The sequence below is a fragment of the Streptomyces gilvus genome, from assembly GCF_022513565.1.
In the GTDB taxonomy this organism is placed as follows: domain Bacteria; phylum Actinomycetota; class Actinomycetes; order Streptomycetales; family Streptomycetaceae; genus Streptomyces; species Streptomyces gilvus.
This window is the reverse complement of sequence record NZ_JAKWBE010000002.1, coordinates 277,011-292,767: the sequence shown is the minus strand read 5'-3', so window position 1 is coordinate 292,767 and position 15,757 is coordinate 277,011. Positions and strand designations below refer to the sequence as shown.

Below are 15,757 nucleotides of genomic sequence, written 5' to 3'. Positions count from 1 at the left end.
CATGGGAGGCGACGAAGCCTCCGTTGTGCGGCGACTACCCGTTCAGGCGCGGCTCACACACGGAAATTTCGGTGGATTCCCATCGCCGTCCCGGTGAACTGGTCAGCGTGCTGATCGACGAGACACTGGTACGCCGTCTGCTCCCCGCCCGGTTCCCGCAATGGGCGCACCTTCCCGTCGCACCGGTGCGGCAGTCCGGCATGGACAAGGCGACCTTCCGGCCTCGACGCCGGAAACCGGGGCCCGGGACGTCTTTCGCGAGGCGGTCGGCGCCGACGACGCGATCCGGGCAAGCGGCCGTGGCCGGGCCCTCGCGGGATCCCTCCCGGTCCCCGACGACCCCTACTTCCGGGACCGACCGGCACGGATCACGGCGGCCGTCCACCACCATCCGGAGCGGATCGTCGCCGACCGCCGGCGTGACGCCGGCCGGCCGGGCGTCAGCGGCGCCGTAGTCGCCGCAGACCCAGGAACGCCAGGACGGCCAGTCCGAGCGCCGCGGCACCGGCCGCCGCCCGCTTGGCCACCGGCACCCCGGCCGTGCGGAGCAGGTCGAGGGGTTCCGGCTCCGCCGGCTCCGCCTCCGCTCCCGCCGGCTCCTCGGCCGCCGCCGGGGCGGGAGGACCGGTGATCTTCTCCGACAGGCACTGGGCGAACTGGCCGACGAGCCGGTCGCCCACCTCCGCCAGCACCCCACGCCCGAACTGCGCCGGCCGCCCGGTCACCGTCAGGTCGGTGCGGACCGACACGGCCGTGCCGCCGTCCCGCTCGCTCAGCGTGCCGGTCACGGTCGCGCGGGCGGTGCCCTGACCGCGGGTCTCCCGGCCGCTGGCGATCAGCACCATGCGATGCGCCGCCTCGTCCTGTTCCTCGAAGACGGCGGTGCCCTTGTAGGTCACCGTGATCGGACCGACCTTCACCTTCACCGCCCCGGTGACGGTCTTGCCGTCGTACTCCTCGACGGTCGCCCCCGGCATACAGGGCGCGACCCGCTCGATGTCGAGGAGCGTCCGCCAGGCGTCGTCGACCGGGACCGGCACGCTGAACTCGTGGTGCAGTTCCATGACTTCCTCCAACGGGCGTTACGTCGACGGATGGATGGCCCCTCCGGTGGCCGCCAGCGGAGCCCCCGTGCCGCCCCAGCGCAGGGCGACGATCTCCGCGGCGACGGACACGGCGACCTCCTCGGGCGTCCGGGCCCCGAGGTCGAGGCCGACCGGTGAGCGCAGCCGGGCCAGCTCGGCCTCGGTGAGCCCGGCGTCGACCAGGCGCTTCATACGGTCGTCGTGGGTACGGCGGCTGCCCATCGCCCCGATGTACGCGGCCGGCCGGCGCAGCGCCTCCTCCAGCAGCGGCACGTCGAACTTGGGGTCGTGGGTGAGCACGCAGATCACCGTGCGCTCGTCGGTGTCGGTGCCGCGCAGATAGCGGTGCGGCCAGTCGACGACCACCTCCACGGCGTCCGGGAAGCGCTTGGGCGTGGCGAACACCGGACGGGCGTCGCACACGGTGACCCGGTAGCCGAGGAAGCTGCCGATACGGGCGACCGCGGCCGCGTAGTCGATCGCGCCGAAGACCAGCATGCGCGGGGGCGGAGCGAAGGAGTGCAGGAACACCGTGACGGTGTCCTCGCGGCGTTCGCCGTGCGGGCCGTAGTGGCGCAACCCCGTCGCGCCGATGGCGAGTTCGCCGCGCGCGTCGGCGGTGACGGCCACGTCGAGACCGGTCGAGCCCAGCGTGCCGGAGACCTCCTCGGGCCAGACGGCCAGCGTCGCGCCGACGGCGGCGGGCCCGTCCGTCACCGTCGCCAGGGTCACCGGACGGCCCGCCTCGACGGACTCGGCGACCGCCGCGAAGGCCGGGTCGCTCTCCCGCGTCACCGGCCGGACCAGCAGGGTGATCTCGCCGCCGCAGGTCAGCCCGACGGCGAACGCGTCCTCGTCGCTGTACCCGAACGTCTCGAGCCGCGCCTCGCCGCTCTCCACGACCTCCTTGGCCAGCTCGAACACCGCGCCCTCGACACAGCCGCCGGACACACTGCCGACGACCTCGTCCCGGGGGCCGACCGCCATGGCGGCGCCGGGATCGCGGGGCGCGCTGCGGCTGACGCCGACGACCGTGGCGAGCCCGAAGGGGACCCGCGCCGCGTACCACTCGCTGAGTGTCGGCAGGATCTCACGCACGGTCCGCTCCTTCCCTCGGGGCCGGCTCGGCCCCTCGTACCACCGCCGCGAGTCGTTCCAGGGCCGCCAGGCTGTGCCCCTCGACGAACGCGTCCACGCTCGGCAGCGCCGCCGCCATCCCCGCCGCGAGCGGCGCGTAACCGGGCCGGGCCTTGCGGGGGTTGGCCCAGACCACCCGGTGCGCGAGCCGGTGCAGCCGGCGCATCTGGGCGCCCAGCAGCTCCGGGTCGCCCCGCTCCCAGCCGTCCGACAGCAGCACCACGACCGCGCCGCGCGCCATGCCCCGCTGCCCCCAGCGGTCGAGGAACTCCCGCAGCAGCTCCCCGAGCCGGGTACCCCCGCGCCAGTCGGGCACGGCCTCGGCGAGCGCGGTCATCGCCGGATCGGGGTCACGGTGGGACAGCTCGCGCGTCACCCGGGTCAGCCGCGTACCGATGGTGAAGACCTCCGTACGGGTGCCTCGGGCGGCCGCGTGTGCGAAGCGCAGCAGGGCGTCCGCGTACGGCGCCATCGAACCGCTGACGTCCACCAGCAGCACCACCCGCCGGGGCCGCTCGGCCCGGCTGTGCCGCCTCAGCCGGGCCGGCTCGCCGCCGCGCCGCAGCAGTTCCCGCACCGTCCGGTGGGGATCGACCTCACCGCGCCGGGCGGGCCGTCGCCGCGCGCTGCGCCGCGTCTCCCCGGGCAGGGTGAACGCGGCCAGCAGCCGGCGCAGTTGCTCACGATCGGCGGAGCCCAGCTCGGCGACGTCGCGGTGGCGCAGGACCTCGGTGGAGCTGGCGAGGGCGGCGGCGGGCGGGGCGTCGTGGTGCTCGTCGCGCGCCGCGGTGCCGGGTGCGGGGCCCTCCCGTACGACCAGCCGCAACCGGGGCCGGGGAGTGGCGGGCACGGTCCGCCGGGAGCGCGGGGCGTCTCCGAAGTAGGCGGCGAACACCCGCTCGTAACGCTCCAGGTCGTCGTGGCCGCCGCACAGCGTCAGCCGTCCCGCCCAGTACACGTCCGCCCGCATCCCGGGCCGCAGCTCGTCCACGGCGCGCAGGAACGTGTGCACGCGCTCGGCGCTGGCGTCGACACCGGCGGCGCGCAGGGCACGGGCGAACCCGAGCAGAGCGGCGTCGGCCCCGGGACGGGTGGGTACATCGCGCGGCTGCGGAGCACGGTCCGGCCGACCGTGCTCGCCGTCCGTCCTCCGCCCCGCGCCGCCCGAGCCCGTGCCGTCCACGCCCCTCACGCCCCCCGGGCCGCGAGCACCGCCGCCAGGTCCAGGCCCCGCGCCCGCTCCGCGTCCTCCCGGTACTTCAGCACCGAACCCAGCGTCGCCACCGCCAGCTCCGCGTCCACCTCGGTCGCGCCCAGGGCGTCCAGGGCCTGCGCCCAGTCGATCGTCTCGGCGACGCCCGGCGGTTTGAGCAGGTCCTGCGAGCGCAGGGCCTGCACCAGGGCGGTCACCTGTTCCGCCAGCCTGGCCGAGACCCCGGGCAACCGGCGCCGCACGATGGCGAGTTCGCGTGCGAAGCCGGGGTGGTCGAACCAGTGGTAGAGGCACCGCCGCTTGAGCGCGTCGTGCACCTCGCGGGTGCGGTTGGAGGTCAGGACGACCACCGGAGGGACCTCGGCGCGCAGGGTTCCCAGTTCCGGGATGGTCACCGAGAACTCCGACAGCAGTTCGAGCAGGAACGCCTCGAACTCGTCGTCCGCCCGGTCGATCTCGTCCACCAGCAGCACCGAGGGGTTCGTCTCCAGCGCTTTGAGCAGCGGCCTGGCGACCAGGAAGCGCCGGTCGTACAGCTCGCTCTCCAGCCGGTCCGCGTCCTTCACCCCGGCCGCCTCGGCGGCCCGCAGATGCAGCAGCTGCCGGGGGAAGTCCCAGTCGTACAGGGCCTGCGAGGCGTCGATGCCCTCGTGGCACTGCAGCCGGATCAGCGGGGCGTCCAGCGCCTCGGCGAGGGCGGAGGCGAGCGCGGTCTTGCCGACGCCCGCGTCGCCCTCGCAGAAGATCGGCCGGTGCAGCCGCAGGGCCAGGAAACAGGCGAGGGCCAGTCCGTCGTCGACGAGGTACCCCGTCGCCTCCAGACGGGCCCGCACCTGGTCCGGGCCGCTGATCTCACCGATCGCCGTTCACCCCATTCCGGCGGCGGCCAGCACCGCGCGCCTGGTCAGCACGCGGGCCAGATGCTCCCGGTACTCGGGCGAGGCCGCGGTGTCCTGCGCGGGATGCGTGCCCTCGGCCGCCGACTCCACGGCCCGCGCCACGGACTCGGTGCCCCCGGCGCCGGTCAGGGCCGCCTCGGCCGCTGTGGCGCGCAGCGGGGTCGCGCCCATGTTGGTCAGGCCGATACGCGCCTCGGCGATGTGGCCGTCGTCGCGCCGCACCAGTGCTGCCACGCCGACGGTCGCCCAGGACTGGGCCACCGGGTGGAACTTCTCGTAGTGGAAGCCCCAGCCGTCCGCCTTCGGCAACCGCACCTCCACCAGGAGCTCGTCGGGTTCCAGGGCGGACTGCAGGTAGTCGACGAAGAAGTCGCCGGCCGCGACGGCCCGCCGCCCGCGCGGCCCCTGGGCCACCAGTTCGCCGCCCAGCGCCAGGATCACCGCGGGCAGGTCCCCGGCCGGGTCGGCGTGCGCCAGCGAACCGCCCAGGGTGCCCCGGTGCCGTACGGCCGGGTCGGCGACCGTCGCCGTGGCGGCCGCCAGCAGGCCCGCGTGGCGGCGGACCAGCGGGTCGGTGACCACGTCGTGGTGCGTGGTCATCGCGCCGATGACGAGCGTGTCGCCGTCCTCGCGGACCCCGCGCAGCTCCGGGATGCGGCCCACGTCCACGACCAGCTCGGGGAAGGCCAGCCGCAGCCTCAGCAGCGGCAGCAGGCTCTGCCCGCCGGCCAGCACCTTGGCCTCCTCGCCGGCCTCGGCGAGGGTGCGCACCGCCTCGTCGACGGAGGCCGGACGGGCGTACTCGAACGCCGGAGGAATCATGACCGGGCCTCCCTCACCGCTCGCCAGACCCGTTCGGGCGTACAGGGCATCCGGACGTCGTGCACACCCAGCGGCCGCAGGGCGTCCACGATCGCGTTGACTACCGCCGGCGTGGAGGCGATGGTCCCCGCCTCGCCGACTCCCTTGACGCCCAAAGGATTGGAGGTCGCCGGCGTCTCCGTCCGCTCGGTCACGAACTCGGGCAGGTCCGCCGCCGACGGCACCAGGTAGTCGGCCATCGTGCCGGTGACCAGGTTGCCCTCGTCGTCGTAGACGGCCTCCTCGAACAGGGCCTGCGCGATGCCCTGCGCGAGCCCGCCGTGCACCTGGCCCTCGACGATCATCGGGTTGACCACCCGGCCGACGTCGTCCACGCAGACGTACGACCTGATCTTCGTCTGCCCGGTCTCCGTGTCGACCTCGACCGCGCACAGATGGGTGCCGTGCGGGTAGGAGAAGTTGTCCGGGTCGACCAGGTGTTCGGCGTTGATGGTGGGCTCCATGCCGTCCGGCAGGTCGTGCGAGGTGAACGTCTCGAACGCGACCTCCTGGATCGTCTTACGGGCCTCCGGGGAGCCCTTCACGGAGAAGACGCCGTCCGCGAAGTCCAGGTCCTGCTCGCTCGCCTCCAGCAGGTGCGCGGCGATCTTCCGGGCCTTCGCCACCACCTTCTGCGCCGCGTGGTGCACGGCCGCCCCGCCCACGACCAGGGACCGCGAGCCGTAGGTGTCCATGCCCTGCGGCGCGGCCTTGGTGTCACCGTGCACGACCTCGACGTCCTCGAAGGGCACCCCGAGCACGTCCGCGGCGATCTGGCTCCAGGAGGTGACATGGCCCTGCCCGTGCGGACTGGTGCCGGTGACCACCTCGACCTTGCCGGTGGGCAGCATCCGGATGGTCGCCGCCTCCCAGCCGCCGGCCGCGTACCGCAGATCGCGCAGCACCCGGCTCGGGGCGAGCCCGCACATCTCGGTGTACGTCGAGACACCGATCCCGAGCCGGACCGAGTCCCCGCGCGCGGTGCGGTCGGCCTGCTCGGCGCGCAGCTTGTCGTACTCGAACAGGGCGAGCGCCTTGCCGGTGGCCGCCTCGTAGTTGCCGCTGTCGTAGGTCAGACCGGCGATGGTGGTGTACGGGAACTCCTCGTGCCCGATCCAGTTCCGCCGCCGCAACTCCACCGGATCCAGGCCTACTTCGGCCGCCAGCTCGTCCATGATCCGCTCGATGGCGTACGTCGCCTCGGGGCGTCCGGCGCCGCGGTAGGCGTCGGTGGGCGTGCGGGTGGTGAAGACGCCGGTGCAGGTGAAGTCGTAGGAGTCCATCTTGTAGATCGCCGGGTACATGAACGCGCCCAGGATCGGGATGCCCGGGGTGACGAGCATCAGGTACGCGCCCATGTCGGTCAGCAGGTCGACCTTGAGGCCGAGGAGCCTGCCGTCGCGCATCGCGGCGACCTCGACGTCCTGGATCATGCCGCGGCCGTGGTGGGTGGCGAGGTAGCCCTCGGAGCGCGACTCCGTCCACTTCACCGGGCGGCCGATGCGCCGCGCCACGGCGAGCGCGATGGCCTCCTCGCCGTACACCTGCAGCTTGGAACCGAAGCCGCCGCCCACGTCGGGGGCGATCACCCGCAGCTTGTGCTCCGGGATCCCGGTGACGACCGCCAGCATGATCCGCAGGATGTGCGGGATCTGCGTGGCCGAGTACAGCGTGTACTCGCCGGACGCGGCGAGCGGGGTGACGACGACCGCGCGCGGCTCCATCGCGTTGGGGATGAGCCGCTGGTGGACGTAGCGGCGCTTGACGGTCACCTCGGCGCGCCGGCGCACGGAGTCGAAGTCCTCGCCGGTCTTCAGCGGCCAGACGTAGGAGCGGTTGGTGCCCTTGTCGGAGTGGACCAGCGGGGAGCCCTCGGCGAGCGCGGCCTCCAGGTCGAGCACAGGGGGCAGCGGCTCGTAGTCGACCTCGATCGCCTCCAGGGCGTCGGCGGCCGCGTAGCGGTCGCGGGCCACCACGACCGCCACCGGGTCGCCCGCGTAGCGCACCTCGTCGACCGCGATCGGCGGGTGGTCGGGCAGCACGATGTCCTCGGTGACGGGCCAGGCGCAGGGGAGGGAGCCGAGTCCGTCCAGGTCGCGTCCGCTGAACGCGGCGACGACGCCCGGGCGTTCGAGGGCGGGGGAGACGTCGACCCGCTCGATGCGGGCGTGCGCCATGGGGCTGCGCAGGATCGCCAGGTGGAGCAGTCCGTTGACACTGATGTTGTCGGTCCAGTTGGTCTGGCCGGTGATCAGCCGGGCGTCCTCCTTGCGGGGCCGGGCCCGGCCGACCTCGGACTGGACGGCCTGATCGGTCATGCCGTCACCTCCTGACCTGAGGCGGCCAGCACGGCCCGCACGATGTTCTGGTAGCCGGTGCAGCGGCACAGGTTGCCCTCCAGGGCGTGCCGCACCTCGTCCGAGGAGGGGTGGGGGTTCTCGCGCAGCAGGTCGCGGGCCGCCATCAGCATGCCCGGGGTGCAGTAGCCGCACTGCAGCCCGTGCTTCTCGTGGAACGCCTTCTGCAGCTCGGTCCACTCGCCGTCGCGGGCCAGCCCCTGGACGGTGGTGACCTCGCCGCCGTCCGCCTGCACCGCGAGGACCGAGCAGCTCTTCACGCTCACGCCGTCCAGGTCCACCGTGCAGGCCCCGCAGTTCGAGGTGTCGCAGCCGATCGGGGTGCCGGTCAGGCCCAGGCGGTCACGCAGGTAGTGGATCAGCAGCAGACGGGGTTCCACCTCGTCCTGGTATGTCGTGCCGTCCACTTTCACCGAGATACGGGTCATCTGCCCTCCCAGGAGACGGGGCGTGATGTAGGTCACTCTAGGGCCGTCGGGGGGAGGGGGCGAGTGCTGCGCCCGGGTTCGTTGAGCGTTAATCCATCGCTGCCGGCGGCGGCCGTCCGCTGCTTGAGCGGGGTCCGGCGGGGTCCGGCGGGGGAGGAGGTGGCGTACGCCCGCCTCTTCTCGGTCACCCCGCGCACCAGCGACCGCGTCCCCTTCGACGAGGCCCGCCGGGACGGCAGCGATCAGCGTCTTCGACCACGGCACCGGCGCCCGCGCTGACGAGCCCGCCGCCGGACCCATCGCCCGGCTGTGGGGTCTTGGGTACATCCGGATCGGCGACGCGATCGGCGAACCCCGCAAGGCCTGCGAGGGCCGCTTCGCGCCGCCGACCCTGGAGGCGGTGGTCGTCCCGGGCCCGGGCGCCGACCGGCGCGCTGCACGTCGCGCTCACCCAGCTCGCCGAGCAGGACCCGCTGATCGGCCTGTGAGGCCCCGGCCGACACGTTGGGCGCGCTGGTGCCGGTGCCGGCCGTGCCGGTGCCGGTGCCGGCCGCGCTGCGGGTCGTGCCGCGGACGGCGAGCTGGAGACCGCGTTCGACCGCTGCGCACCGATCACCCATGGAACCGTTCCCGAACGTCCGCGCACCGACCACAACCCCCTCAACCGCAGGGAGTACCTGTTGAACGTGACGCGTCGAGTGGGGAGTTGAGGCTGCAGAGGGGGAACGTACCCGAAAATCCTGAAACTTACTCAAGAGTCAGAAGTATTGACGGTGTCCGGAAATCCCCGGACTGTAGTGGACATGCCGAATATCCGGACACGTCTGCTCGTTGTGCTGGTTGTCCTCTTCGGATCCCTGACGATGGCGGGCCTCCCGTCCGCGTCCGCCGCCACCACCGTCCCCGACTCCCTCTGGTTCGACGGATCGACCCTGACCGTGCAGAACGGCAGATTCGTCGACGGCGACGGCCGCGAGGTCGTCCTGCGGGGCTACAACGTCTCCGGCGAGACCAAGCTGGAGGAGAACAGCGGTCTGCCCTTCGCCTCGGTCGCCGACGCGAGGAAGTCGGCGACGGCGCTGCGGGCGCTCGGCGGCGGCAACTCGGTCCGCTTCCTGCTGTCCTGGGCCTACGCGGAGCCCACCCGGGGCACCGTCGACACCGCCTACCTGGCCGCCGCCACCGACCAGATGCGGGCCTTCCTGGACGCGGGCATCCGGGTCTACCCCGACTTCCACCAGGACCTCTACTCCCGCTACCTGTTCAACTCCGGCAGCTGGTACACCGGTGACGGCGCCCCCAAGTGGGCGGTGGCGCTGGGCGGTTACCCCCAGGAGTCCTGCGGGATCTGCCTGTTCTGGGGCCAGAACATCACCCAGAACCAGGCCGTGACCAAGGCCCAGTACGACTTCTGGCACAACACCTACGGTCTGCAGGACTCCTTCCTCGACACCGCGCAGAAGACCATGGCGTACGTCCAACAGCACTTGAACGACGCCGAGTTCGCGGGAGTCGTCGGCTTCGACCCGTACAACGAGCCGTACGCGGGCAGCTACGACTCGGGCCAGACCAGCCGCACCTGGGAGCAGAACCTGCTGTGGCCCTTCTACCAGAAGTTCCGGGCCCGGATGGACGCGGCCGGCTGGCAGGACAAGCCCGCCCTCGTCGAACCGAACCTCTTCTGGAACTCCAACATCAGCTCCCAGAAGCAGGAGGGCGGACTCCTGGACGCGGGCACGCTCGGCCTGCGGTACGTCTTCAACACCCACTTCTACGACCAGAAGGCCATCTCCGGAATCCTGATGTGGGGCAACGCGTCGGACGGCCAGTACGCGACGGACTTCGGCGCCGTCCGTGACCGTGCCGCGGCCGCCGGAACGGCCGCCGTGGTCAGCGAGTTCGGGCAGCCGCTGTCCGGCTCGGTCTCCGGCAAGGCCCCGACCGTCGACAAGGCGATGTACCAGGCCCTCGACTCCCGTCTGCCGGGCTCGAGTTGGTGGAGCGACCCGGCCGCCTCCGGACCGGTGCTCTCCGGCAACCAGTGGCAGTGGGACATCTACAACGGACGCCACCACGAGCTGATGAACGACAACCCGGACAAGGTGCAGACGTCCGGCGACGGCTGGAACGACGAGGACCTCTCGGTGGTCAGGCTCGACGACTCGGGGACTGTGACGCTCCGTCAGGACGCCCGGCTCCTCGACCGCGTCTACCCCAGCGCCACGGCCGGCACCACCCTCGCGTTCACCTACGAGGACCGCTCACGCGACGGCTCGACGACCCTCACCTGGAATCCGGTGCCGAGCTCACTGCCGAACGTGTCCCAGCTGGTCGGCTCCGGCCAGTACGGGCTGCTCGTATGGCGCTCGGGCTCCGGATCGGCGCCCACCGAACTGCACCTGCCCGCCTCCTTCCCGACCGCCACGACCACGGTGGTCTCCGACCTCGGCACGGTGTACGGCCCCCCGGCCTACTCGGCGTCGGCACCGGTCGCCGCGGCCCCCGAACCCGGCGGCACCGGCAGTCGCCGCCTCCTGCTCACCGACTCCGACTCGGGCGTCCTGCACTACGCCCTGGTGACCAACGGCGCGACCTCCCCCTCGGCGAGTCTCCTCGCCGCGGCGAAGTCCGAACTGGCGTCCTGGGCGGCGTCCCACTTCTGAACGGGACAGCAGAACGGCGCCGGACCCCGTCGGTCCGGCGCCGTTCTGCTGTCGGAGGTCAGCTCGTCGGGCCGGTCCAGTCGGCCAGGACATGGCCGAGCCGCACCCGCTGGGGGTGGTCGCCGACCGGCACGGACAGCACCTTCTGGCCCGTGGCGAAGTCGATCGCGGTGACCTGGTCGGCGCCGCTCTCGGAGATGATGCAGTCCTTTCCGTCACCGCTCACGGTCGCCCAGTACGGGGTCGACGCGGTGACGAGCGGGCCCTCCTGGAGGGTGGCCCGGTCGACGACGGTGGCGTAGTTGTCCATCGTCCCGGCGACGCACAGCTTGGTGCCGTCGGGGCTCATCGAGATGCCGTGGTGGCGGGAGTCCAGCAGCCAGGTGGTGCGGTCGGTGCTGGTCGCCGGGTTCGCCGGCAGCGTCTTCACCCGGGTGATCTTGGCGGTGGCGATGTCGTACTCCAGGAAGCCGTTGAAGAACGACACCTGGAAGTACATCTTCGACCAGTCCGGGGTGAAGGCGGCCGGTCGTACGGCGTCGGAGAAGTCCTTCAGGCCGATCGCGTCGAGGCGGTCGCGCATGTCGATCGTCTTGACGGTCTTGTAGGTCGTGGCGTCGACGACGGTGATGTGCCGGTCGCCCTTCGTCCAGTCCCAGGACGGGTCGTCGAGGGAGGTGGTGACCTCGCCGATCGCCATGTTCCAGATGTACTTGCCGCCGTTGGTGAAGACGTTCTCGTGCGGCTTGTCCCCGGTGGCGAACTCGCCGAGTTCCTTGCCGGTGTTGATGTCCAGCACCTGCACCTTGTTGGCGGTGGAGGCGGACACCGCGACCCTGGTGCCGTCGGGGGAGACGGCCATGTGGTCGGCGCGGTAACCGGCCACCGGGAAACGCCAGTTGATCTTGTCGGTGGCGAGGTCGATGGAGACGACGTCGGCGAAGCTGGGCCGGGAGACGACCACGGACTTGCCGTCCGGCGTGGAGTACATGTCGTCGACGTACTGGTCGTGGCCCTGCCCGACCTCGTTGCGGATGGCCGTGTAGTAGATCCACTTGATGGGGTCGGCGTTGATCTCGGCGATGCGCTGCGCCTTGTCGGGAACTACGTTGATCTCCCCGACCTTGGCGAAGTCGCCGGAGGACTTGAGGACGGTCGCGGTGCCGTCCCAGTTGTTCCCCACGAACAGCACCTCGCGCAGCGCGGCGGAGGAGTCCGCGGTGGCGGCGGTCGCGGGGGCGGCGACGGTCAGGACGAGGGCGGCGGCTACGGAGCAAAGGTGCCTGGATCTGAAGGCAGGCATGAGTGCTCTCTCCTCTGTGGACGGGGCGTGGGCGTGATGCGGGCATGCCAATGGAATCGATGGGCGAATCTGAAAAGAAGCGCGTTCAGACTCTTACTTACTGGAAAGTAAGGAGCGGGCGCCCTTCTCCACAAGACTGCGTACACGACAAAATCGAGGGATCACGTGACGAGGGAGGCTCAGTGGCGGGCAGGCTCAGGGCGCCGACCGGGCGATACGGCGGCAAGACCGCCGAGCAACGGCAGGCCGAGCGGCACAGGAGATTCCTGGACGCCGCGCTCGAACTCTTCGGTGCCGACCCCGGGTACCGGGCCACCACCGTCGCGGCGCTCAGCGAGGCCGCGGGGCTGTCGACCCGTCAGTTCTACGAGGAGTTCCGCACCCTCGAGGATGTGCTCGCGGCGCTGCATCTGCGGGTCAACGACTGGGCGGAGGAGGCGGTGCTCACCGCGTTCGCCGAGGCGGAGGGCCGTCCGATCGCCGAGCGGGCCACCGCGATCTTCCGGGCCTACGCGGCGAACGTCACCGGCGACCCGCGCCGCATCCGCATCACCTTCGTCGAGATCATCGGTGTCAGCCCGCGCCTGGAGGAGCAGCGCCTGGCCCGCCGTTCCCGCTGGGTCGACCTCATCTGCGCCGAGGCGGAGGCGGCGGCAGCGCGGGGGGAGGCGGCCCGACGCGACTACCGCATCGCCGCGACCGCCTTCATCGGCAGCGTCAACGGCCTGCTCCACGACTGGAGCGCGGGCTGGGTGAAGGCGACCCTGGACGAGGTGGTCGACGAACTGGTCCGCCAGCTACTGGGCATACTCCAGCCCCCGGGCTGGACACCGCCGGCTGCCTGAAACTGCTTGGGGGGCGGCCCGCGTCCCGGGCCCCACCTGCCCGGCCGCCGCTGCAGGTCAGTCGCCCCCAGGGCTGCCCCTGGACCGTCGCCTTCCCCACCGCCATTCGCCCGAACGCACTCCCGCCTTCCCCCCAGACGCCGGCCGCCGAACACCCGAGCACCCCGAGTGACCCCTCCAACGGAGCAACGACGCCGTGCCGCAGGAGGCGGACGTGGGGGAGCGGTGTGACCTTGGTGGGAGGCATGGGTCTGCACAGGGAGTCGAGGAGGCGCGATGGCGGACGGATCGGTCGTGGGCGGCATGGCGGCGTCCGCTGTCACGACGGGCGCCACGGATCCCGCCCCCGATCGCTCCCTGGACGCCTTCGAGAACCTGGGCGCCGTGGCAGATGCCGTTCTCTACGAGGGCTACCTCCTGTATCCGTACCGGCGGTCGTCGGCCAAGAACCGCGTCCGGTGGCAGTTCGGGGTGCTGTTCCCCAGGGACTGGGTGGAGCGGGACGGCCCCGTCGTCCCCGGCGTGTCCGGCTCCGCCGACTCCTGGTACCAGCAGACCGAGTGTCTGCTGAGGATCCGCCGGCCCGACGCGCTGCTGAGGGTGCGCCTCCGGTACCTGCAGACGCAGCGCAAGCTGGTGGAGGCGGCCGACGCCGACGGTGGACACCGAGCCGTCGAGTCGCTGCCGACCGAGGACGGCACGGTGCATCTGACCTTCGACGAGGCGGTGCCGTGCGAAGTGGACATCGTCATTCCGGTGGACGACCTCCTCGACGCCGAACACACCGTTGCCACGGGAGCCGCGACCGCCGAGGACATCGAGGCACTGCCGCGGGACGCCGGGCGGGTGGTCCGCCGTCGCGAGGAGCTACGGGCGAGCACCATCGTCACTGCCGAGCGGCTGGGGCAGGACCTCTGCCGCCTCCGCGTCCGCACCGTCAACTCCGGCCCCGCGCCGGATCCTCGGGCGTCCCGCGACGAGGCCCTGCGTCGCGCGCTCATCGCCACCCACACCCTCATCGGCGGTGACGGCGTCGAGTTCGCCTCACTGATCGATCCGCCCGAGGACCTGCGCGGTCACGCGGACGCGTGCCGCAACGAATTCGCCTTCCCCGTCCTCGGCGGCGAACCGGCAGGCGAGGCGCCCGCCCGCGCGGGCGCCGTCGGACACGTCCTGCTGGCCTCGCCGATCATTCTGCCCGACCACCCCCAGGTGGCCCCCGAGAGCCCCGGCGACCTGCACGACGCGGGCGAGATCGACGAGATCCTCACCCTGCGCACGATGCTGCTGACCGACGAGGAGAAGCGCGAGGCACGCGCCACCGATCCACGGGCCGCCGCGATCCTCGACCGGGTCGACACCATGCCCCGCGAGGTCTTCGAACGGCTGCACGGCGCCATCCGCTCCCTGTCCCCGGTCACCCCGCCGACCCCGTCCGCCCCGCCCGCCGGACGTGCCGCCTGGTGGCAGGAGGGCGCCGACGACGGCCTCTCCCCGTCCACCGACACGGTGCTCGTCGACGGCCTACCCCTGGGCGGCGGCAGCCGCGTCCGGCTCCGTCCGCGCCGCCGGGGTGCCGACGCGCAGGACATGTTCCTGGAGGGGCGGAGTGCCGAGGTGGCCGCCGTCCTCCACGACGTGGACGGCAGCGTGCACCTCGCCGTCACCCTCGACGACGATCCCGCGGCCGAACTGCACAGCTGGTACGGCCGCTTCCACTACTTCCGTCCCGACGAACTCGAACCCCTCGAACCCCTCGAACCATCGACCCACACGAGCCCGACCGACTCCGACACCCCCCGCAGCGGAGGCCGTTGACATGACAACCCACAGCAGCACCACCGAGGTCAGCGGCGAACCCAGCCGCGGCGAGGAACGCCAGGGCTTCGACGAGATCCACATCCTCTGGATCTCCGAGGGCATGAGCTGCGACGGCGACACCGTCTCCCTGACGGCCGCCGACCAGCCCTCCATCGAGGACCTCGTGCTCGGTCTGATCCCGGGCCTGCCGAAGGTGAACCTGGTCAACAAGGTGCTCTCACCGAGCCTGGGCGGCGAGGACTTCCTGGCCCCCTACCGGGCGGCCGCACGCGGCGAACTGGGCCCCTTCATCCTCGTCATCGAGGGATCGATCCCCAACCAGAACATCATCAAGGGCGACGGCTACTGGACGTCCTTCGGCAACGACCCCGAGACCGGTCAGCCGCAGACCCTGAACTGGTGGATCGACCAACTCGCCCCCAAGGCCTGGGCGGTGGTGGCCGCCGGCACCTGTGCCACCTTCGGCGGCATCCACGCCATGGCGGGCAACCCGACCGGCTGCATGGGCCTCGCGGACTACCTGGGCTGGGAGTTCAGATCGCAGGGCGACCTGCCCGTGGTGAACGTCCCCGGCTGCCCGATCCAGCCCGAGAACTTCATGGAGACCCTGATCTGGGTCCTCTACCACGCGGCCGGATCCGCCCCGCCGCCCCCGCTGGACCACATGCTGCGTCCGCAGTGGCTGTTCGGGAAGACGGTCCACGAGGGCTGCGACCGCGGCTCGTACTACGAGCAGGGCACCTTCGCCAAGGACTACAACTCACCCAAGTGCCTCGTGAAGACGGGCTGTTGGGGCCCGGTCGTCAACTGCAACGTCCCCAAGCGCGGCTGGATGGCCGGTCTCGGCGGCTGTCCGAACGTCGGCGGCATCTGCATCGGCTGCACGATGCCCGGCTTCCCCGACGCGTTCATGCCGTTCATGGACGAGCCGCCCGGCGGAACCCTGTCCTCCATGATCGTCAAACCGTACGGCGCCGTCATCCGGCGGCTGCGCGGCTTCACCAACGAGCTGGTGAACCACGAACCCAGATGGCGGCACAACAAGCGGAAGCTGACCAGCGGTTACGACCCCTACTGGCGGCCCTGACACCGCGCGAGACCACCCCACCACGGACCGAAGGAACACCGACAGCAAGGGGCAGTAA

General features: G+C 71.8%; 12 protein-coding genes and 1 pseudogene. 5 read left to right on the top strand and 8 right to left on the bottom strand.

Annotated features, from left to right (window positions below; genetic code table 11):
• Nucleotides 1-440: 440 nt before the first annotated feature.
• Genes MKW14_RS05485 through MKW14_RS05455 form a run of 7 tightly spaced genes read right to left on the bottom strand, consistent with a single transcriptional unit; the run spans nt 441 to nt 7,980 of the window.
• On the bottom strand, nt 441-1,064 hold the full coding sequence (locus MKW14_RS05485; protein ID WP_240859315.1) for an SRPBCC family protein: 624 nt from the start codon (nt 1,062-1,064) through the stop codon (nt 441-443).
• An 18-nt stretch (nt 1,065-1,082) separates the two neighbouring features.
• Nucleotides 1,083-2,183, bottom strand: a complete 1,101-nt coding sequence (locus MKW14_RS05480; RefSeq protein WP_240859313.1) for an XdhC family protein — start codon at nt 2,181-2,183, stop codon at nt 1,083-1,085.
• Nucleotides 2,176-3,405: a vWA domain-containing protein gene (locus MKW14_RS05475; RefSeq protein WP_374116539.1), complete on the bottom strand. Its 1,230-nt coding sequence runs from the start codon at nt 3,403-3,405 to the stop codon at nt 2,176-2,178. Before MKW14_RS05475 ends, MKW14_RS05480 begins: the two co-directional genes overlap by 8 nt.
• A gap of 5 nt (nt 3,406-3,410) precedes the next feature.
• On the bottom strand, nt 3,411-4,268 hold the full coding sequence (locus tag MKW14_RS05470) for an AAA family ATPase (protein ID WP_374116538.1): 858 nt from the start codon (nt 4,266-4,268) through the stop codon (nt 3,411-3,413).
• A gap of 33 nt (nt 4,269-4,301) precedes the next feature.
• Nucleotides 4,302-5,156 carry an FAD binding domain-containing protein gene (locus MKW14_RS05465; protein WP_240859311.1) on the bottom strand — a complete coding sequence of 285 codons (855 nt, stop codon included), beginning with the start codon at nt 5,154-5,156 and terminating at the stop codon, nt 4,302-4,304.
• Nucleotides 5,153-7,513 carry a xanthine dehydrogenase family protein molybdopterin-binding subunit gene (locus MKW14_RS05460; RefSeq protein WP_240859310.1) on the bottom strand — a complete coding sequence of 787 codons (2,361 nt, stop codon included), beginning with the start codon at nt 7,511-7,513 and terminating at the stop codon, nt 5,153-5,155. The genes MKW14_RS05465 and MKW14_RS05460 overlap by 4 nt, the downstream gene beginning before the upstream one ends.
• Entirely contained in the window at nt 7,510-7,980 is a 471-nt protein-coding gene (locus MKW14_RS05455) for a (2Fe-2S)-binding protein (protein ID WP_240859303.1), read from the bottom strand. Before MKW14_RS05455 ends, MKW14_RS05460 begins: the two co-directional genes overlap by 4 nt.
• 132 nt (nt 7,981-8,112) lie before the next feature.
• Between MKW14_RS05455 and MKW14_RS41495 the strand changes: the two are divergent.
• Both MKW14_RS41495 and MKW14_RS05450 read left to right on the top strand, forming a co-directional pair.
• A pseudogene (locus MKW14_RS41495) lies at nt 8,113-8,465 on the top strand (GTP-binding protein); the annotation flags it as partial.
• A gap of 318 nt (nt 8,466-8,783) precedes the next feature.
• Nucleotides 8,784-10,643: a cellulase family glycosylhydrolase gene (locus MKW14_RS05450; RefSeq protein WP_240859301.1), complete on the top strand. Its 1,860-nt coding sequence runs from the start codon at nt 8,784-8,786 to the stop codon at nt 10,641-10,643.
• Between the two features lie 58 nt (nt 10,644-10,701).
• Here the strand turns inward: MKW14_RS05450 and MKW14_RS05445 are convergent, their stop codons facing one another.
• Complete coding sequence (locus MKW14_RS05445) at nt 10,702-11,946, bottom strand: YncE family protein (protein ID WP_240859300.1); 1,245 nt, start codon at nt 11,944-11,946, stop codon at nt 10,702-10,704.
• 182 nt (nt 11,947-12,128) lie between these two features.
• Here MKW14_RS05445 and MKW14_RS05440 point away from each other — a divergent pair, with 182 nt between their 5' ends.
• The 3 genes from MKW14_RS05440 to MKW14_RS05430 all read left to right on the top strand — a co-directional run bounded on the left by MKW14_RS05440 (nt 12,129) and on the right by MKW14_RS05430 (nt 15,699).
• Nucleotides 12,129-12,791 carry a TetR/AcrR family transcriptional regulator gene (locus MKW14_RS05440; protein WP_240859297.1) on the top strand — a complete coding sequence of 221 codons (663 nt, stop codon included), beginning with the start codon at nt 12,129-12,131 and terminating at the stop codon, nt 12,789-12,791.
• A 276-nt stretch (nt 12,792-13,067) separates the two neighbouring features.
• Nucleotides 13,068-14,609 carry a hypothetical protein gene (locus MKW14_RS05435; protein ID WP_240859296.1) on the top strand — a complete coding sequence of 514 codons (1,542 nt, stop codon included), beginning with the start codon at nt 13,068-13,070 and terminating at the stop codon, nt 14,607-14,609.
• A 1-nt stretch (nt 14,610) separates the two neighbouring features.
• Nucleotides 14,611-15,699: an NADH-quinone oxidoreductase subunit B family protein gene (locus MKW14_RS05430; protein WP_240859294.1), complete on the top strand. Its 1,089-nt coding sequence runs from the start codon at nt 14,611-14,613 to the stop codon at nt 15,697-15,699.
• Nucleotides 15,700-15,757: the final 58 nt, after the last annotated feature.